General features: G+C 70.8%; 17 protein-coding genes. 11 read left to right on the top strand and 6 right to left on the bottom strand.

The window, feature by feature from the left end; translation table 11 throughout:
- Nucleotides 1-13: 13 nt before the first annotated feature.
- Nucleotides 14-493 (bottom strand): DUF192 domain-containing protein, encoded by a 480-nt coding sequence (locus MLE64_RS12135; RefSeq protein ID WP_243317975.1) that lies wholly within the window; start codon nt 491-493, stop codon nt 14-16.
- A 117-nt stretch (nt 494-610) separates the two neighbouring features.
- On the opposite strand from MLE64_RS12135, the gene MLE64_RS12140 reads away from it, so the two are divergent.
- The gene (locus tag MLE64_RS12140) at nt 611-3,046 is read left to right on the top strand and encodes a DUF5916 domain-containing protein (RefSeq protein ID WP_243317976.1); all 2,436 of its coding nucleotides are present in this window, start codon (nt 611-613) and stop codon (nt 3,044-3,046) included.
- Between the two features lie 22 nt (nt 3,047-3,068).
- Here MLE64_RS12140 and MLE64_RS12145 read toward each other — a convergent pair whose 3' ends face one another.
- Both MLE64_RS12145 and thyX read right to left on the bottom strand, forming a co-directional pair.
- The gene (locus MLE64_RS12145) at nt 3,069-4,277 is read right to left on the bottom strand and encodes an aminotransferase class V-fold PLP-dependent enzyme (RefSeq protein ID WP_243317977.1); all 1,209 of its coding nucleotides are present in this window, start codon (nt 4,275-4,277) and stop codon (nt 3,069-3,071) included.
- On the bottom strand, nt 4,274-4,954 hold the full coding sequence (gene thyX, locus MLE64_RS12150) for an FAD-dependent thymidylate synthase (protein WP_243317978.1): 681 nt from the start codon (nt 4,952-4,954) through the stop codon (nt 4,274-4,276). Before thyX ends, MLE64_RS12145 begins: the two co-directional genes overlap by 4 nt.
- Before the next feature lie 64 nt (nt 4,955-5,018).
- On the opposite strand from thyX, the gene fsa reads away from it, so the two are divergent.
- The 5 genes from fsa to MLE64_RS12175 all read left to right on the top strand — a co-directional run bounded on the left by fsa (nt 5,019) and on the right by MLE64_RS12175 (nt 11,347).
- Entirely contained in the window at nt 5,019-5,666 is a 648-nt protein-coding gene (gene fsa / locus MLE64_RS12155; protein ID WP_243295210.1) for a fructose-6-phosphate aldolase, read from the top strand.
- 114 nt (nt 5,667-5,780) lie between these two features.
- Nucleotides 5,781-7,640 (top strand): aspartate ammonia-lyase, encoded by a 1,860-nt coding sequence (locus tag MLE64_RS12160; protein ID WP_243317979.1) that lies wholly within the window; start codon nt 5,781-5,783, stop codon nt 7,638-7,640.
- A gap of 153 nt (nt 7,641-7,793) precedes the next feature.
- Nucleotides 7,794-9,332, top strand: coding sequence for an acyl-CoA carboxylase subunit beta (locus MLE64_RS12165; protein WP_243295213.1), 1,539 nt, complete (start codon nt 7,794-7,796; stop codon nt 9,330-9,332).
- 8 nt (nt 9,333-9,340) lie between these two features.
- Nucleotides 9,341-10,417: a hypothetical protein gene (locus tag MLE64_RS12170; protein WP_243317980.1), complete on the top strand. Its 1,077-nt coding sequence runs from the start codon at nt 9,341-9,343 to the stop codon at nt 10,415-10,417.
- Between the two features lie 60 nt (nt 10,418-10,477).
- Nucleotides 10,478-11,347 carry a CPBP family intramembrane glutamic endopeptidase gene (locus MLE64_RS12175; protein WP_243317981.1) on the top strand — a complete coding sequence of 290 codons (870 nt, stop codon included), beginning with the start codon at nt 10,478-10,480 and terminating at the stop codon, nt 11,345-11,347.
- On the opposite strand, the gene MLE64_RS12180 is transcribed toward MLE64_RS12175, so the two are convergent.
- On the bottom strand, nt 11,313-11,813 hold the full coding sequence (locus tag MLE64_RS12180; RefSeq protein WP_243317982.1) for a GNAT family N-acetyltransferase: 501 nt from the start codon (nt 11,811-11,813) through the stop codon (nt 11,313-11,315). The two genes, MLE64_RS12175 and MLE64_RS12180, sit on opposite strands and share 35 nt — an antisense overlap.
- 28 nt (nt 11,814-11,841) lie before the next feature.
- Here MLE64_RS12180 and MLE64_RS12185 point away from each other — a divergent pair, with 28 nt between their 5' ends.
- From MLE64_RS12185 to MLE64_RS12205, 5 genes are all read left to right on the top strand, one after another.
- Complete coding sequence (locus tag MLE64_RS12185; RefSeq protein ID WP_243317983.1) at nt 11,842-12,621, top strand: MBL fold metallo-hydrolase; 780 nt, start codon at nt 11,842-11,844, stop codon at nt 12,619-12,621.
- A gap of 16 nt (nt 12,622-12,637) precedes the next feature.
- Nucleotides 12,638-13,333 carry a LolA family protein gene (locus MLE64_RS12190; RefSeq protein ID WP_243317984.1) on the top strand — a complete coding sequence of 232 codons (696 nt, stop codon included), beginning with the start codon at nt 12,638-12,640 and terminating at the stop codon, nt 13,331-13,333.
- A gap of 34 nt (nt 13,334-13,367) precedes the next feature.
- Complete coding sequence (locus MLE64_RS12195; protein ID WP_243317985.1) at nt 13,368-14,036, top strand: FHA domain-containing protein; 669 nt, start codon at nt 13,368-13,370, stop codon at nt 14,034-14,036.
- Nucleotides 14,037-14,072: 36 nt separating this feature from the next.
- A complete protein-coding gene (locus MLE64_RS12200; RefSeq protein WP_243317986.1) occupies nt 14,073-15,932 on the top strand; it encodes a hypothetical protein in 1,860 nt (619 codons plus the stop codon).
- Between the two features lie 108 nt (nt 15,933-16,040).
- The gene (locus tag MLE64_RS12205) at nt 16,041-16,670 is read left to right on the top strand and encodes a flavin reductase family protein (protein WP_243317987.1); all 630 of its coding nucleotides are present in this window, start codon (nt 16,041-16,043) and stop codon (nt 16,668-16,670) included.
- A 31-nt stretch (nt 16,671-16,701) separates the two neighbouring features.
- Here the strand turns inward: MLE64_RS12205 and MLE64_RS12210 are convergent, their stop codons facing one another.
- Both MLE64_RS12210 and MLE64_RS12215 read right to left on the bottom strand, forming a co-directional pair.
- Nucleotides 16,702-17,538: a bifunctional transcriptional activator/DNA repair enzyme AdaA gene (locus MLE64_RS12210; RefSeq protein WP_243317988.1), complete on the bottom strand. Its 837-nt coding sequence runs from the start codon at nt 17,536-17,538 to the stop codon at nt 16,702-16,704.
- A 62-nt stretch (nt 17,539-17,600) separates the two neighbouring features.
- Nucleotides 17,601-18,764: a diaminopimelate decarboxylase family protein gene (locus MLE64_RS12215; RefSeq protein ID WP_243317989.1), complete on the bottom strand. Its 1,164-nt coding sequence runs from the start codon at nt 18,762-18,764 to the stop codon at nt 17,601-17,603.
- Nucleotides 18,765-18,769 lie beyond the last annotated feature (5 nt).

Raw genomic sequence — 18,769 nt, forward strand, 5'->3', positions numbered from 1 at the left:
GCGTTCCGCTTGTTTATTTCTTCTTCGCCTTGGGCATTGGCGTGCCGCCGCGCACGGCCCGGCCGTCATCCAGGACCAGGTCCCAGCCCAGGCGATCGCCCTTCTTCAGGCCGATGCGCTTGAAGGTGCCCGCGGCGAACTCGATGAAGTGGCGCGCCGGCACGCTTCCCCCGTAGGTGGGGCAGTCATCGCCGCGCATGGGGCTGCACGGGGGCACGTGCTCCGCCGTCTCCACGACCTTGCCCTCCGCGTCCACCCAGGCCACGTCCAGGGCGATGAGGCAGTTCTTCATCCAGATGGCGTGGTAGCCCTCCTCGCCATAGACGAAGAACATGCAGCGGTCCTTGGCCAGGCTCTGCCGGTACATCAGGCCCTTCGCCTTCTCCTGGTCCGTGGCGGCCACCTCGGCCATGAAGGCCGTCTGCTTGAAGGCCACGGTGCCTCCGCCCGCCCACAGGGGCAGGGAGAGCAGGATGGCGAAGATCGTGCGCATGTCGACTCCTGGGATTCCATTATCCGTAGAAGTGCCTGGAGGGGACGGAAGGCTTCCAAAATCCATGATACCTCGCAAGATGTGGCAACATGGAGCTTCCCGCCGGCTCGGAGGATCATGCGCGCTCCCACCTGTTCCGCCCTCCTCCTCGGTGCCCTGGCCATGGCCGCCCCGGGTCCGGAGACCGGGCTCCAGGCCCTGCGGGTCGGCGCGGCCATCCAGCTGGATGGCCACCTCGACGACCCCGCATGGAAACGGGCGCCCTTCGCCTCGGGGTTCACCGAGGAGTGGCCCCAGCGCGGGCGGCCGGCCCGCCAGCGCACGGAAGTGCGGGTGCTCTACGACGCCCGGTACCTCTACGTGGGAGCCCGGATGCTCCACAACCGCCGCCTGGAGGGCGGCCGGGCCCACGTGGTGCGCCGCGTCCACCGCCGCGACCAGGACAGCCCCAGCGACTGGTTCGGGGTGGCCATCGACTCCAGCCACGACCGGCGCACGGCGCTCCTGTTCGAGGTGAACGCGGCCGGCGTGCAGAAGGATCAGATCATCTACAACGACAGCACCTTCGATCCGAGCTGGGACGGCGTGTGGGAGAGCGCCGTGTCGGTGGATGCCGACGGCTGGACCGCGGAGCTGAAGATCCCGCTGTCCCTCCTCCGGTTCAAGGAGAGCTCCGAACCCCAGACCTGGGGCATCAACTTCAGCCGCACGGACCAGGGCGTGGTGCGGGAATCCAGCCGCTGGATGGTCGTGCCGCGGGGGGACAGCGGCTTCGTCAGCCGCTTCCCCGACCTGAGCGGCCTGGAGGGACTGGCCCCCCAGCCGCGCCGGGAGTACGTGCCCTACCTGGGGACCGCCCGGAAGTTCGAGACTGCCCGGGGCTATGACGACCGGGGCTGGGACACCCGGGCCGGCCTCGACGCCCACTGGAGCCTGAACTCCCACGCCCAGGTGGACCTCTCGATCCGCCCGGATTTCGGGCAGGTCGAGGTGGACCAGGCCGTGCTGAACCTCGGTACCGTGGAGACCTTCTTCCCGGAGAAGCGCCCCTTCTTCCTGGAGGGCATGGACCTCTTCCGGGTAGCCGGCCCCGACCTCTTCTACAGCCGGCGCATTGGACACGGTCTGTCCGATCCGGATCTCGCCCCCGGCGAGACCCTGCAGGATCGCCCGAACGCCACGGACATCACCGCCGCCGCGAAGTACACCGCCACGTACGATTCGGACACCAAGGTGGGCCTCCTGGGCGCCAGCGTGGAGCCCGCCCGGGCCACGGTGGCCGACGCGGCCGGAACCCGGTCCCGGCGCGAGATCTCGCCACTCACCAACTTCGGCGTGGTGCGGATCCAGCAGCTCCTGGACGACCGGGGGAGCTACGTGGGCACCTTCGCCTCGGAGATGGACCAGGCGGGCGCGGCGGGCCGGTCCGCCCATGTCCAGGCGCTGGACGGGGTCTACCGCACCGAGGACCGGGGCGGGACGCTGGAGACCACCCTCAGTCGCAGCCAGACCGGCCCCGTCGGCGCCCAGGACCAGGGCTGGCGGGCTCGGCTCCGGGCCCACCAGGAGTGGCGCAGCGGCTGGAGCGCCGAGTTCCAGGCCATCGACGCGGGGCGCGACTACAACCCCAACGATGTCGGCTACCTGGGCCGCGCCGACGAGCAGCGCCTGTATGGCGAGGTCTCGCGCCGCTGGGACCGGACCTGGGGCGCCTTCCGCAACTGGGCCTGGGGGCTGGGCCACACCTACGCCCGCGACCAGGCCGGCCAGACCTTCATCCGCAACCTCAACACCTGGGGCCGGACCGACTTCACCAGCTTCTGGGCCCTCTGGGGCGGCGGTGGCGTGGACTTTCCCGCCGAGGACGACCGGGAGCTGCGCACCTACTCTGACCCGCAGAAGAAGTACCTGGCCCGCTCCGCCGTGCCCTACGCGAACCTGGGCTTCGACACACCCGGCAACCGCCCCTGGTACCTCCGCCTCAACACCAGCCGGGCCTGGGAAGAGGGGGGGCCCTCCACGGACACGACCCTTTTCCAGACCCTCCGGCCCGCCCCCAACCTCGAGATCCAGGTCACGACCTCCGTCACCCGGGACGAGGGGGAGCTGAAGTGGCTGGAGACCCCGGCGGCCACGCCCATCGTGGGCCTGCGCCGCCTCAGCCAGCTCAACCAGACCGTGCGGGTGGCCTACGCCTTCAACCCCACCCTCACGCTCCAGCTCTTCAGCCAGTGGCTGGCCGCGAATTGGAACTACCGGGACCTGAAGCACTACGTCGACGACGAGACCCTCGAGCCCGGCCTTCCGGAGGACCAGCCCGCGGGCACCACGCCCCAGACGGCCTTCAGCTACCGGACCTGGAATCTGAACCTCATCACGCGCTGGGAGTTCCGTCCTGGCTCCACCTTCTTCCTCGTCTACACCCACGGCGCCAGCACGGACGCCCTCATCAACGACCGCGCCAGCCTGGCCCCCCGGCCGGATCTCGCCCTCCTGCGGCACCTGCCCTCGGACGACGTGGTGCAGGCCAAGGTGACCTGGCTATTCCGCTAGGGGCGTCCACAAGGGGTGCGGGTCAGGCCTCCAGGAGCCAGGCGGCCACGCGGTCCGTGTCCCCCTCGGTGTGGAAGCCGTGGAAGGCCACGCGGAGATAGCCCTCCCGCACGGAGGCGAAGATCCCCCGGCGTGCCCCCGCCTTCAGCAGGGCGTCCATCCCGCCGGGCCCCCGGCCGCCGTGGTGGAAGGCCAGGAAGGATCCCACCCGCCCGGCCTCCCGCAAGGCGCCGAGGCGGTCGTGCTCGGCGGCCCAGCGCGAGCCCCGGAGCGCCTCCAGGAGCCGGGCCTGGAGGGCCTCGCCGTGGGCGGCGATGGCCGGGACGCCCGCCCGGTTGATCAGGCGCAGGGATTCGAGCAGGGCGGAGAGGTGGAGCAGGTTGGGTCCCCCGGGCTCCAGCGCCCGTCCGTCCGGCAGCCAGGCCCGGTGGAGGTCCGTGGATGGCCGCGAGAAATCCGTCGCTTCCTCCACGGAGAGCCAGGAACCCGAGGGGGCCAGCGACCGGCGGAAAGCCTCGTCCGTCCACAGGAACCCCATGCCCTGGGGCGACAGCAGGCCCTTGTGCCCGCTGGTGGCGAAGGCGGCGAGGCCCTCCAGGTCCACGGGCACCGTGCCCGCGGCCTGGACGCCGTCCACCACGAGGTGGATGCCCCGGGCGCGGCAGGCCGTGACGAGGCGCGGGAGGTCCAGCTTCAGGCCGTCCTGGAACCGCACCCAGGAGAGGGCCAGGATCCGCGTGCGAGGCCCCAGCGCCTCCACCAGCCGGGCCTCGGGGTCCGCCTCCGCGGTGGGCGGCAGGCTCGCCCAGGCGGCGGCTCCGGCGAGATGCCCCTCCCACAGGGGCACCTCCCGGAACGCCACGCCGCGGGCCTGGAGGGCCAGCCAGGGCCAGGCGTTGGCCGGGAACTCCCCCAGGGGCGCCACCACCTCGTCGCCGGACCGCCAGGGGAAGCCCTGGGCCACGGCCACCAGGCCCGAGGAGGTGCTGTGGGTGAGGGTGATGTCCTCGGGTCGGCCGCCCAGCAGCGCCGCGGCCTCCGCCCGGGTGGCGGCCGGGATCCCCTGGAAGTCCTCCTCCCAGCGCACCTCCCAGGGTCGCAGCTCCTTGCGCATGAAGGCCTGCACGGCGTCCAGCGCCGCCCGGGGGACCGGCCCCTCGCCGCAGTGCATGATCCAGAGGCGCTCCGGGTCCAGGTGGAACAGGGCGGGATCGAGGGGCGGCGCGCTCATCCCTGTCGGTCCGCGAGCAGGGCCTTGAGGCCCACCGGGAAGAGGGGCTCCACCACCTGGCGCACCGCGGCGGCGTACTGCTGGATCTCCCACTGGGCGTGGCTGTCCATCCGCAGGCGGATGAAGTGGGCCACGGCCTGGAGGCTCACGGTCCAGTAGACCTCGGAGTAGAGGCCCACGGGCAGCACGCAGCGGGCCTGCTCGCGGCAGACGCCCAGGGCGAGCAGCTCCTTGTAGTGGGCCACGGCCCCCCGGCAGCTCTCCAGGTAGCACTCCATGGCCCGGGCCCGGTTCGCCGCGTCGATCTCGCCTTCGCTGCCCTGCTTGTTGACCTTCGCCTGCTTCCGGAAGGTCGCGGGCACGAAGAACTCGTCCTCGGGGAACTCCACGTAGCGGCCGCTGATCTCGTTGAACTCCGAGCCGATGCGGTGCTTCATCCACTGGCGGAACACGAAGATGGGCGCCTTCACGTGCAGGGTCATGGCCGTGTGGCGGAAGGGCGAGGTGTGCTCGTGCTCGGCCAGGTAGCCGATCAGCTTGGCGTCCCCCGCCTCGAAGGCCTCCTTCCGCTTGCCGAAGGACACCCGGGCCGCGTTCACCACGGACAGGTCCGACCCCATGTGGTCGATGAGGCGGACGAACCCCTTGTCCAGCACCTTGATCTCGATATGTGTCATGGAAGACTCCGCGCTTCCAGCTTCGCGCCGGCCCTGGGAGAATGGAAGGTCCGCAGGAGCCCTCATGCAGTTTTTCATCGACACCGCCAACATCGACGAGATCAAGCGCATCAACGCCCTGGGCGTGCTGGACGGGGTGACCACCAACCCCAGCCTCATCGCCAAGGAGACGGGCAAGCCCTTCGAAGCCATCATCGCGGAGATCTGCGACATCGTGGACGGCCCCATCAGCGCCGAGGTCATCGGCCTGGAGGCCCCCGCCATGATCCAGGAGGGCCTGAAGCTGGCCAAGATCCACGAGAACGTGGTGGTGAAGCTGCCGCTGATCGCCGAGGGCCTCAAGGCCTGCAAGGCCCTGACTTCCGAAGGCATCAACACCAACGTGACCCTCTGCTTCAGCGCCACCCAGGCCCTCATGGCCGCCAAGGCCGGCGCCACCTACGTGAGCCCCTTCGTGGGCCGCCTGGACGACATCAACCTCGACGGCATGGAGCTGATCCGCGAGATCGTGGCCATCTTTGAGAACTACGAGTTCGACACCCAGTGCCTGGCCGCCTCGATCCGCCAGCCCCGGCATGTCACCGACGCGGCCCTGGCCGGCGCCCACGTGGCCACCATCCCCACCAAGGTCTTCGACCAGATGCTGAAGCACCCCCTCACCGACAAGGGCGTGGAAGGCTTCCTGGCGGATTGGAAAAAGAGCGGCCGATAGCCCCCCCGATTCGTTCGTCAAGCGGAGCGTTAAGTCGTTCCGCCAATTCGTGACCGAATCGTAAAGAGGCCTCGATACCATGGCCCCTGGCCCCACTCGGGCCGGAGGTCCTGTATGGATGCCATCACGTCTGTCCTGCGCCGCTGCGAAATCTTCTCGGGCCTGTCCGACCCGGACCTGGGCCTGATCGCCAAGGCCGCCCGTCGGCGGGAAGTGCCCGCGGACACCCGCCTCTTCACCCAGGGTGACCCCCGCAAGGGCGCCACGGTCATCGCCGAGGGCCGCGTCGAGATCACCCGCGACAACGGCGACGGGCCCGAGCCCGTGGTGATCCTGGGCCCCGGCGACGTGGCCGGCGAGCAGTCCTTCCTGGCCCCCAGCCCCCACTCGGCCACGGCCACCACCCTCACCCCCGCCGTGCTTCTGGACCTGGACCGCGAGACCGTCCTCCAGAGCCTCGGCCAGGACGGCGCCGCCGCCATCGCCGTGCTCAGCAAGGTCGCCAATGTGCTCCACCGGCGGATCCTGTACTCGGCCACCCCGCGCACCGGGCGCGAGCAGGCCTACGCCAGCGGCCAGACGCGGCGGGAATCGGACCTCATCGGCCCCCTGGACGTGCCCGAGGACGCCCTCTTCGGCGTCCAGACTCTGCGCGCCGTCCACAACTTCCCCATCACGGGCACGCCCACCAGCCACTTCCCGGCCATGATCCGCGCCCTGGCCATGGTCAAGCAGGCGGCGGCCCGCGCCAACGCCCAGTTGGGCCTGCTGGACCTCTCCATCGCGGCGGCCATCGACCGGGCCTCCCAGGAGATCATCGACGGCCACTGGCACGGCCACTTCCCGACCGACATGGTCCAGGGCGGCGCGGGCACCTCCACCAACATGAACGCCAACGAGGTCATCGCCAACCGGGCCCTGGAGCTGCTGGGCCACAAGCGCGGCGAATACGCCCACTGCCACCCCAACGACCACGTGAACCTGGGCCAGAGCACCAATGACGTCTACCCCACGGCCCTGCGCCTCAGCACCATCTTCATGCTGCGGAACCTCCTGGACGCCATGGAGCGCCTGAAGGCCGCCCTGCACGACAAGGGCCGGGAGTTCGCCGACGTCATCAAGATGGGCCGCACCCAGCTCCAGGACGCCGTGCCCATGACCCTGGGCCAGGAGTTCGAGGCCTTCGCCGTCACCACCGGCGAGGACATCCTGCGCCTCCAGGAATGCGCCCGGCTCTTCCTCGAGGTGAACATGGGCGGGACGGCCATCGGCACAGGCATCTGCGCCGATCCGAGCTATCCGGAGGCCGTGGTGGAGGAGCTGCGGAAGATCACGGGCCTGGAGGTCGTCCTGGCGGAGAACCTCGTGGAGGCCACCCCGGACACCGGCGCCTTCGTCATGTTCTCCGGGGCTGTCAAGCGCGCCGCCGTGAAGCTCAGCAAGATGTGCAACGACCTGCGCCTGCTCAGCAGCGGCCCCCGCTGCGGCTTCGGCGAGATCAACCTGCCCCCCATGCAGCCCGGCAGCAGCATCATGCCCGGCAAGGTGAACCCCGTGATCCCCGAGGTGGTGAACCAGGTGGCCTACTCGGTCATCGGCAACGACCTCACCATCACCCTGGCGGCCGAGGCCGGCCAGCTGCAGCTCAACGTGATGGAGCCCGTGCTGGCCTACAGCCTGGCCACCAGCCTGCGCACCCTGACGGCCGCCGTGAACGTCCTCACCACCAAGTGCATCGTGGGCGTCACCGCCAACCGGGACCGCTGCCGCGACCTGGTGGAGCACAGCATCGGCATCGTCACCGCCATCATGCCGGCCATCGGCTACAAGCGGGCCACCGAGGTGGCCAAGGAGGCCCTGGAGACCGGCGTGGCCGTGCGCGAGATCATCCTCCGCAAGGCCTACCTGAGCCCTGCCGAGCTGGACGAGGCCTTCAGCCTCGAGGCCATGACCCGGCCCCGGCCCATCCGCTAGGAGCTTCCATCCCCCTGGCATGACCCCTTCCGGGGGCCCCGCAGGCTCAGGCTCGGCCTGCGGGGCCCCCTCGTGGTCGGTTAAACTGGCAGCCGATCCCCACGCGATCCGTTGCCCGCTGCCCACTGCCCGTTGCCCGAACCTGGAGCCGCCATGTCCCTCGAGAAGAAGATCGAGATCCTGAAAGCCAAGCACGCCCAGGCCCTGGCCGGCGGCGGCGAGGCGCGGGTCCAGAAGCAGCACGAGGGCGGCAAGCTCACGGCCCGGGAGCGCGTCGCCGCCTTCCTGGACGAGGGTTCCTTCGAGGAGATGGACGCCCTCATGGTCCACCGGGCCTGGGGCGTGGAGAAGATCCCCGGCGACGGCGTGGTGACCGGCTTCGGCCGCGTGGACGGCCGCCCGGTGGCGGTCTTCGCCCAGGACTTCACGGTCTTCGGCGGCTCCCTCAGCGAGGCCTACGCCAAAAAGATCTGCAAGATCATGGACCTGGCCATGAAGGTGGGCTGCCCCGTCATCGGCCTCAACGACAGCGGCGGAGCCCGCATCCAGGAGGGCGTGGTGAGCCTGGGCGGCTACGCCGACATCTTCCTGCGCAACACGCTGGCCTCGGGCGTCATCCCCCAGATCAGCCTCATCATGGGCCCCTGCGCGGGGGGCGCGGTCTACAGCCCCGCCATCACGGACTTCATCACCATGGTGAAGGGCACGAGCTACATGTTCGTGACCGGCCCGGACGTCATCAAGGCCGTCACCCACGAGGAGGTCACCAAGGAGGACCTGGGTGGCGCCAGCGCGCACGCGGCCAAGTCCGGCGTGGCCCACTTCGTCACCGCCAGCGACCTGGCGGCCCTGGCCCACACCCGGGAGCTGCTCTCCTTCCTGCCCAGCAACAACCTGGGCGAGGCCCCCCGCCGCGCCCCCAAGCGCGAGATGCCCCTGGAGAACCCGGACCTGGACAAGGTGGTGCCGGATGATCCCAGTAAGCCCTACGACATTCGCGACATCATCCGCGGCGTGGTGGACGACGCCCACTTCTTCGAGGTGCACGAAGCCTTCGCGCCCAACCTCGTCGTGGGCTTCGCCCGCATCGACGGCCGCAGCGTGGGCATCGTGGCCAACCAGCCGGCCTTCTACGCCGGGGTGCTCGACATCGCCTCGAGCGAGAAGGGCGCCCGCTTCGTGCGCTTCTGCGACGCCTTCAACATCCCGCTCATCACCTTCGAGGACGTGCCGGGCTTCCTGCCGGGCGTCACCCAGGAGCACGGCGGCATCATCCGCCACGGCGCCAAGCTGCTCTTCGCCTTCTGCGAGGCCACGGTGCCCAAGATCACCGTCATCACCCGCAAGGCCTACGGCGGTGCCTACTGCGTGATGGCCAGCAAGCACATCCGCACGGACTTCAACTTCGCCTACCCCACGGCGGAGATCGCGGTCATGGGCGCCGAGGGCGCCATGAACGTGCTGCACGGCAAGTCCATCGCCATCGCGCCAGATCCCGCGGCCCGGAAGGCCGAGCTCGTAGCGGAGTACAACGAGAAGTTCGCCAACCCCTACATCGCCGCCGAACACGGCTTCGTGGACGAGGTCATCCTGCCCCGCGAAACCCGCCAGAAGCTGGTGAAGGCCCTGGCCTTCCTCGACACCAAGCGCGACACCATGCCCCCCAAGAAGCACGGGAACATCCCGCTCTAGGAGCCGCCATGCGCCCCATCCTCCTGGCCCTGGCCACCCTCGCCCTCGCGGCCCAGGACGAGCGGGCCTTCCTTGAATCCATGGCCCGGCTCGAGAAGCAGGACCCGGCCGGGAAGAAGGACCTGGAAGCGGGCAGCCCCTTGCGCGCCACCGCGCTGGCCATGGACCCCGCCAAGGAGCCCGAGAAGGCCCGCTACGCCGCGGCGTCCTGGCTTTGGGCCACCAGCCTGATCCGGGGCCTCAACCACGGGGTGGATGGGACCTATCTGAAGGCCGCGCGGGGGCAAGTCGAACTCCAGAAAGCCTGGACGCTGCTGGAGACCGTGGGCGGTGACCTGACGCGCCCCCGGAACGCCATGCGGCTGGAGGTGGCCTGGCGCCTGCTCGACCCGGACCGGATGAAGGCCGCCTACGCGGCCGTGGCGGCCCAGCCCGCCCTGAACCCCCGCGAGCTCATCCACTGCTTCTTCGTATCGGCCCACCTGGGAGAGTGGGACGCGATGAAGCGCCATGCCCAGGCGGTCCTGGCCCAGGGCGGGAAGCTGGAAAGCCTGCATGCCTCCGCGGAGGACACGCCGGCGATGTTCGACTACGAGTCGCTGCTCAAGGCCGTCGAGACCGGCCGCCCGGAGCGGGGAACCGAGCCCTTGGCGGTCCGGAGCTTCCGGATCACGAAGGCGCGGGTCAAGATCCGGCACATCTCGGGCCACGACAAGACCCTCCTGAAGGAATCGGAATCCTGGCCCAGGGACTGGGTGGCCAAGCCCGACCCGGCGGCGCCCCTCCTCCAGGTGGGCGCCGCCGCCCACTGGGTGGAAGGCCCGGCCCTGCCCCCGGTGTCCGGGTTCATGCAGAAGGACCGCGTCTATCTCGTCGGATACAAGATCGCCCAGGGGGACGCCCCGGAGGCCGGCCGGCAAGACCAGGCCTGGGACATGCGGCCGGACAGCAGCGCTCCGGGCCGCTGGCGTGGGCTCAACACGCTCACGATCTGGCGCGCGGGCGTGGACCCCAAGGCGGGCCCGGCCCTCCAGGTCACCTTCGATGCGGAGTGGGACCTGCGGCCCCTGGAAACCCTCCCCTAGACTCTGGACCCGATTCGGCGCGGGATCCGCCCGCGCCCGGCCTCGATCCCCAGGAGCCCCATGCGCAGTGTGTTCTTTGACAGCCGCGGCGCAGTCCGCAACGGCTGGAAGGTGTTTGGATTCGTGGCCCTCTTCGGCCTCGCCGCCTCCGGCGCGGCCCCCCTCGCCCGGTTCTGGCCCGCCGCCTGGGGGACCCTGTTCCCGGGGCGATGGCTCGATGTCGCCCTCCTGCTCGCCGTCACCTGGCTCTGCCTCCGCGCCGAGCGGGCCCCCCTCGCCGAGGTTGGCCTCCGCCCCGACAGGCGCTTCCTGCGGGAGATCCTCGTGGGCACGGCAGGGGGCTGCCTCCTGATGCTGACGACCGCGGGGCTCATCCGCGGGCTGGGCGGCTTCCACTGGGTCCGCACGCCCGGAACGGGACCGGCCAGCCTGGCGGCGGGCGCCTGGCTCTTCCTGGCGGTGGCCTGTTTCGAGGAGATCCTCTTCCGCGGCTACGCCTTCCAGCGCGCCGTCCGGGGTCTGGGCTTCAGCCTCACCCAGGCCCTCTTCGCCGTGGCCTTCGCCCTCGTGCACTGGGGGAACCCGGGCATGACCGGCGCCACGAAGGCCTGGGCCACCCTGAACATCGCACTGGCGGCCCTGCTCCTGGGCCTGTGCTGGAAGCGCACGGGCAGGCTGGCGCTGCCCATCGGCGTGCACCTGGGCTGGAACTGGACCCAGGGCAACCTCCTGGGCTTCGGCGTGAGCGGCACCGAGGCGCCGGGCTGGTGGACGCCGGTCTTCCATGGCCGGCCGGAGTGGCTGACGGGCGGCGCCTTCGGCCTGGAGGCCAGCGCGGTCTGCGCCTTGGTCTGCGGCGCGGCCGTGCTGGGGTTGTGGCGGTGGAAGGGCTGGCCTAGTGGCGGTGCTTCCACTGCTTCGGCGTCTTGATCCCGGCCCCCATCACCAGGCGCATCTCACTGGTGGGCACGAAGCCCATGCGCTGGTAGAGGCCCTCCGCCTCGACGCTGGCGTGCAGCTCCATGATCTCCAGCCCGCATTCGCGGGCCAGGTCCATAGCCGCGTCCGTGAGGCGGGCGGCCAGGCCCTGGCGGCGGTGCGACGGCTCGGTGTAGATGTTGAAGAGGTAGCCCCGGACGGAGAGCGGCGTCACGGGTGTGGGGAGGGACTCCTTCATCAGCAGGAGCACCCCGGCCACGGGCCGGCCGTCCTCCTCCATCAAAAAGCCCCGGCACTGCCCCGACACCATCCAGTTCCTGAGCAGGACGCGGAACGTCTCCGCCATGCGCCGCAGTCCGTCCTCGGAGGCCTTCTCCATGTCGCGGAACAAGGCCACGCGATGGGCCACGTGAATGTCCAGGTCGGCGGTGGTGGAGGGACGGAGGGAAGGGCTCATGCGGTCAGTGTAGGCGTTATCCTGGGCCATGCACTACGCGGCCCTGGCCTCGGGTTCCAAGGGGAACTGCCATGCCCTCTCGGAGGGAGGGCGGACGCTGCTCATCGACGCGGGCATCTCCCTGCTCCAGATCCGCCGGCGCATGGAGGCCCTGGAACTGGACTCAGGCTCCGTGCGCGCCCTGGCGCTCACCCACGAGCACTCGGACCACATCGCCGCGGTGGGCGTGATCCTGCGGCGCACGGACTGGGCCATCCTCGCCACCGCCGCCACCCGCGAGGCCGTCGAGCGGATCCAGGGCATCGAGATCCCCGCCTCCCGCTGGATCGAGGTGGAGGCCGGCCGGCCCCGCGACTGGGAGGGCTGGCGCCTGCTGCCCTTCGCCCTGCCCCACGACGCTGAGGATCCCGTGGCCTACCGGATCGAGGCGGGGGCGTCCGCCGCGGCCGTGGTGACCGACCTCGGCCATCCCACGGCCCTCGTGGCGGACCACCTCCAGGATCTGGACCTGCTGGTGCTGGAGGCCAACCATGATGTGGACATGCTGCGCGAAGGGGACTATCCGCCCCAGCTCAAGGCACGCATCCTCAGCCGCGTGGGACACCTGAGCAACGCCGCCATGGCCGAGCTGCTGGGCCGGGTCCTGACGCCCCGCCTCAAGCAGGTCGTGCTGGCGCACCTGAGCGAATCCAACAACGATCCCGACCTGGCCCGCTTCGCCGCGGAGGAGGTCCTCCGGGGCACCGAGGTGGCCCTCCACCTGGCCCACCAGCGAGACCCCCTCACCCTGCCCCCGGCCGTGGCCTGAGGCCCCAAGGAGACCGATGCTTCGACGCGCCCTGGCCCACCTCCTCCTGGTCCTGCCCGCCCTGGCCACGTCCCTGGGCGCCCAGGGGGCTCCCCCTTCCCTGCGCGAAGCCGTGGAGCGCTTCGACGCCGCGCAGGCCCAGGTGCAGACCCTGCAGTGCCCCTTCACCCTGACCCTGCGCCGGGCCCTGCTGAAGACCCCCTCGGTGACGAAGGGAACCCTCTACCTGCAGGGCTCCGACTTCGTCCACTTCGCCTTCCAGCCGCCGGAGGACCTGATCCTCCATCTCACGCCCAAGGCCCTGATCTCCTACAGCCCCGAGGCCCGCGCCGGCGAGCTGATGAAGATCGGCCTCATCAAGAACGCCAACCGCAAGTTCCTGGGCCTGGGCCAGAGGCTCAGCTACCTGTCGGAGTACTTCCAGATCCAGCTCGGGGAATCCAAGGATCTCCCCGGCGCCTGGCTGCTGGCCATGACGCCCCGCACCCTGTCCATGCGCAAGCGGATGCAGGCTCTGAACCTCTGGGTGGACAAGGAGACCTGGCTGCCCCGGCAGGTCCAGTGGGTCGAGCGCAGCGGGGATTCCTGGCTGGTGGAGCTGGGCCCGCTCCGGATCAACCAGGCCCTGCCGGCCGCGGTGACCGGTTTCAAGCTTCCCGAGGGCATTCCCCTGAAGAGCGACTTCAGCTTCTTCGCCACCCGCAAGAAGTAGCGGTAGACTGCACAGGAGATCAGACGGGGGCCCGATGATTGTGGTTTGCTCGGCCTGCCAGGCCCGCTTCCAGTACGACGACAGCCGGTTCGGCCAAGCCCGGACCAAGCGCTTCAAGTGCCCGAAGTGTGCCCACGTCTTCGAGGTGGCGAACCCGACGGCGCCGGCGGCTCCCGCCCCGCAGCCGATGCCGGCGCCAATCCCCGCACCCATCCCCGCACCCATCCCCGCGCCGCCGACCCGGCCCCTGGTCATGACCGCCCCCCTCCCCGAGCAGGATCCCGCCATGGAGGCGACGCTGGCCTCCGCCCGGTCCACCGCCCGCCGGGACCGCGACTCCCTCCTGGCCGCCGCCGGCATCCAGCCCGGTGGTCTGCCCGCGGGGCTCAAGTTCAGCTTGGCCTTCCTCACGGGTCCCCAGGCCTCCACCGTGCAGGTGCTGGAGCGGCCCCTCATCGTCATCGGACGGGAGGAGGGCGACGTCATCACCCAGGATCCCGAGACCTCCCGCCGCCACGCGTTGCTGGAGATCCGGGCGGACGGGTCGGTGTGGATCACCGACCAGGACTCCACCAACGGCACCCAGGTCAACGGCGAACGCATCACAGGTCCGGTCCAGCTCGTCAGCCAGCAGGAATTCACCTGCGGGAACAGCACCTTCATGCTGCTGGTGCGCAACACCTCCGAGTACCCGCTGCACTGAATTCCGCCATTCCCACGACCTGAACCGAGCCAAGCCATGACGCCAGATCCCTACGCGCCCTATCTCCGCCAGGCGGACCAGCTGTTCGCCCAGGGCGAGATCGTCAAGGCCGGACAGATCTGGCAGGCGATCCTCAAGCAGCAGCCCGCCCACGCCGAAGCCCGGGAGCGCCTCCTGGCCCTGCGCGACCGCCTGCTGGCCCAGCGGCAGGAGGAGGAGCGCGCCGCGGCCGCCCCGGCCCTGCCCGTCCCCCTGGCTCCCCGTCCCGAGCCTGCCCCGGCTCCGCCTTCCGCACCTCCGGCCCCCGTCGCGGTGCCCGCCACACCCCTTCCCGCGCCCTCCCCTTCGACTGTTGCCTCGCCTCTTCCCTCGTCTGTGCCCGTGGCTCCCACCCCAGCCTCCTCCGCTCCCCTTCCACCCCCACCGGCCTCGACCCAGGTGGAGCCCGAACGCCTGGTCATCGAGGGCTGCACGCTCTACGACATGGGTCAGGTGGCCGACGCCCTCCAGAAGTGGGAACAGGCCCTGGCCATCGATCCCACCCAAAGCCTGGCCCTGGGCTACGCCAATGGCGCCCGCCGCGAGCTCGGGCTCCCGCCCCTGCAGGGAACGGCTCTCGCCGCCCCCGTCGAGGAGCTGGCCCCCCGGGTCGACGAGGATGTGGACAAGCTGCTTCGCGAGGCGGTCCAGCTCTACGACATGGGGCTGACGGAAGAGGCCATCTCCAAGTGGGAGCACGTGCTCGCCCTGGAGCCCCACCGGGAGGAGATCCGGGGGTACCTCCGCCAGGCGCGGATGGAAGTGACCCAGGCCGCGGCTCCGCCGACGCCTGTCCAGCCACCGGCGCCCGCGCCAACCCCCGCCACCATCCCCGCCCAGGCTCCGGCCCCCGAGGCGGAGGCCCTGGCCCTCAAGCTCCGGCAGGCCGAGCACCTGCTGACGCTCCAGCGCCCCGATGAGGCCGCCTTCACCTATCAGCAGGCCCTCCGGCTGGCGCCGGGGAACCCCGAGGCCCTGGCAGGGCTCGAGCGCTGCCAGCGGCCCCGGCCCCAGGCCGGTTCCTCCAGCTCCGGCATCAGCCTGGACCTCCCGGACCGCATCGCCATGGTGGAGGAGGAGCCCACCCTCATCGTCACCGATCCCGGCCGCGTGGAGCCTCCCGCGTCCATGACCCGGAGCGCCCCGGCCCCGCGGGAGGGCCTCAGCCTCCCCGCCCGCCTCCAGGAGGCCTCGTCCAAGCTTCCCTGGCTCCGGGAGCCCAAGGTCTGGGCCATCGCCGGGGGGAGCACCCTGACGCTGGCGGTGGCCCTCTACGCGATCCACTCCTACCGCAGGGACCAGGAGCTGAAGGAAGCCGTCAAGGCCGCCCGCCAGGCGGCCATCGCTCCCGTCGCCCAGCAGGCCCTGTCGCCCGACCTCACCGAAACGCCCGCGGCGATTCTCCGCGAGGGCGAGTCGGCCCTGGAGGCGGATCCCCTCCTGGCCTACTTCCGGGCCCAGTACATCCTGGCCCAGAATCCCGGCGATGCCGCCGCCGCCCAGCTGCTGGAGAAGGCCAAGGCCGCCCTGCCCGGCGGGGCCGCCGGCGCGAGCCTCCCCGAGTTCCAGAAGCACCTCCAGGCCGGCGATCTCGACGCCGCGGCCAAGGTCATGGACGCGCTCCTGCGGGCCCAGCCCGATGATGCCGCCCTCCGCGCCAAGGCGGCCCGCCTGCACCTGGCCTTCTGCTCGGCCCACGCCGGCCAGGCCAAGTGGGATGAGGCCGCGGACGACCTGCGCCAGGGCCGGGCCCTGTTCCCCAGCGACAAGTCCTGGCAGGCACGCCTGCTCCTGCTCGAGCGGGTGAAGACCCTCCCCAAGTCGCAGCAGGCGGCCTGGCTTCCCCTGCTGGGGTAGGCTTCCCCGCCGGCATATCACGGCAAGAACCGGGTCGCCCCGGGCTGCCGCCGCGCCGGATGCTGGGCCCACGGGAGCACCTGGTGCCTCCCGCCTGGGAGGTGCGCCATGCACAAGGTCGTCCGTCCGAAGATGCTGTACTTCGGGACCCCGGTGGTCCTCATCAGTACGCTGAACCCCGATGGCTCGCCCAACCTGGCGCCCATGTCCTCGGCCTGGTGGCTGGGGGACACCTGCCAGCTGGGAATGAGCAACCGGTCGCGGACGGTGGAGAACCTCGCCCGCGAGGAGGAGTGCGTCCTCAACCTGCCCTCCCCGGCCCTGGTGGCCGCCGTGGATCGCCTGGCGCTCCTCACGGGGAGCGACCCGGTGCCTCCCTACAAGGCCGCCATGGGCTACCGGCATGAGCCCCGGAAGTTCGAGGCCGCGGGCCTCACCCCGGTTCCCGCGGACCTGGTGAAGCCGCCGAGGGCCCTGGAGTGCCCGGTCCATCTGGAGGCCCGAGTCCGCGGGATCCGCCCGATCGGCGGCGAGGATAGCCATCTGGTCAGCATCGAGGCCCAGGTGGTGCGCGTTCACATCGATGAAAGCCTGATGATGCCGCGGGAAGGGGACTATATCGATCCCCAGCTCTGGCAGCCCCTCATCATGAGCTTCTGCGACTTCTTCAGCCTGACCGGGGCGCCCCTCCTGCCCTCCCGGCTGGCCCGGGCCTGGCGTCCGCCGGTGGCCTCTTGAGGCCTCGGCTCAGGAGGGACCCAGGAAGCATTCAGGCCGTCCTCGCCCGCTCAAAGGCGAGGATGGCCTGCTTGCGCGGGGCGCCCCAGTGGTACTGGCCCAGGGCCCCGGTGGCCTGGATCACGCGGTGGCAGGGGATGAGCCAGGCGATGGGATTCTGGCCCACGGCCGTGCCCACGGCCCGCACCGCGTCCGGGGCGCCGGACAGGGTGGCCAGATCTCGGTACGACACGGCCTGGCCCGGAGGGACCCGCAGCAGGGCCTCCCAGGTCCGGAGCTGGAAGGGCGTGCCTTTGAGGACGAGACTGAGGGGCTGGCCCACGCCGCCCCGCATGCGAGCCTCGAAGGCTTCCGCATAGGGGCGGATGAGGGCGTCCCCCCGTTCCAGACGCGCCCCAGGCCAGCGTCCCCGGAGCTCGGCCAGGGCGCCGTCCAGCCCCTCCTCCTGGATGAAGGTCAGGCCGCAGAGGCCCCGGTCCAGGGCCGCGAAGAGGGCCGGACCGAAGGGCGTCTCCGCTACCCCCCAGTGGATCGTGAGGCCTCCGGCCTGGGCCTTGTACTCCCCGGGGGTCATCCGCTCCAGGCGGAGGAAGAGGTCATGCAGGCGGCCCGGCCCCGAGAGACCCACCGCGTGGCTCACGTCGAGCAGGCTCCGGGACTCGGCGAGCATGCGCTTGGCCTCCGCCAGGGTCAGGACCTGGAGGAAGCGCTTGGGGCTCACCCCCGCCCACCGCTGGAAGAGCCGCTGGAAGTGGAAGGGGCTCAGGCCCACCTCCTCCGCCACGCGCTCCAGGCTGGGCTGTTCCTCCGCGTGATCGGCGAGGAAGCGGATGGCCCGCTCCACCCGGCTGTAGTCGCTGTTGGCCATGGGGACCTCCCCTGCCAAGGTGGGTCCGGGAGCGCTCCGCTCCCACCCGGATGTTGCGGCGATCAGCCCGCCACCCAGACCTCGGGCGGCACCGGGTGGCTGAGGAAGTGGGTCATGCCCTCGTTCAGGCCGTAGGCGCCCGCCGTGCCGAAGGCGAGCAGATCCCCCGCCGCCAATTCCGGCAGGCGCACCTCGCCCAGGCGGTCCAGGCTGGTGCAGAGGGGACCGGCCAGGGTGTAGGGCACGGTTCCCCCGGCCTTCACCGCGTCCTTCCCCACCACCTTCACCGGGAAGGGCTGGCCCGTCAGCAGGGGCCGGATGAGGTGGTTGATGCCCCCCTCCAGGATGGCGAAGCGGGTGCCGCGGCTCTCCTTGAGGCGCACCACCCGGGCCAGGTAGACGCCGCAGGGGCCCGCCAGGAAGCGCCCGGGCTCCAGGATCAGCTCGCCCTTGAACCAGGCATGCCGCGCCAGCAGATCGGACACTCCCTGCCCAAAAACCGCCAGGTCCAGGGGCGCCTCCTCCGGCGCGTAGGACACGCCCAGGCCGCCCCCCAGGTCAATCTGCTCGAAGGCGAGGCCGTGGGCCTCGTGCAGGCGTTTCGCCAGATCCAGCACCGCGCCGTGGATGGCCTTCAGCTTGGCGGCATCCCGCTGGTTGCTGGCGGCGAAGACGTGCAAGCCCTTGATGCGCACGTGTGCTAGCCTCGCGGCCTTCTCGAGCAGGGCCGGCACGTCCTCCTCATCCACGCCGAAGGCCGAGGGCCCGCTGCCGCCGATGATGCGGTTGCCCTCGTCGATGTCGAAGGCCGGATGCACCCGCAGGTTCACCGCCGTCTCCCGGGTGGCCAGGGCATCGATGCGAGCCAGGTCCTCGAAGCCCTCGGCCTGCACCCGCACGCCCATCTCCAGGGCTTTTCGAAGTTCCGCCACCCGCTTGCCCGGCCCCGCGAAGAAGGTGCGGCCCGCCGGCAGACCCAGCGCCTCCACCCGCTCCAGCTCCCCGATGGAGGCGCAGTCGAAGCTCGCGCCCAGGGATGCGAAGCACTTCAGCAGGTCCGCGTGCGGGTTGGCCTTCACGGCGTAGGCGATGCGGACGCGGTCGGGAATCGCGGCCCGAAGCGCGCGGAACCCCGCCTTCGCCACCACGCCGGAATAGGCAAAGCAGGGCGTGCCGTGAGCCTCGACAAGGGACCGGCATTGGGCGTCATCAAAGGCGAAAAGCATAAGAA

The organism is Geothrix paludis (genome assembly GCF_022808815.1).
Lineage (GTDB): Bacteria > Acidobacteriota > Holophagae > Holophagales > Holophagaceae > Geothrix > Geothrix paludis.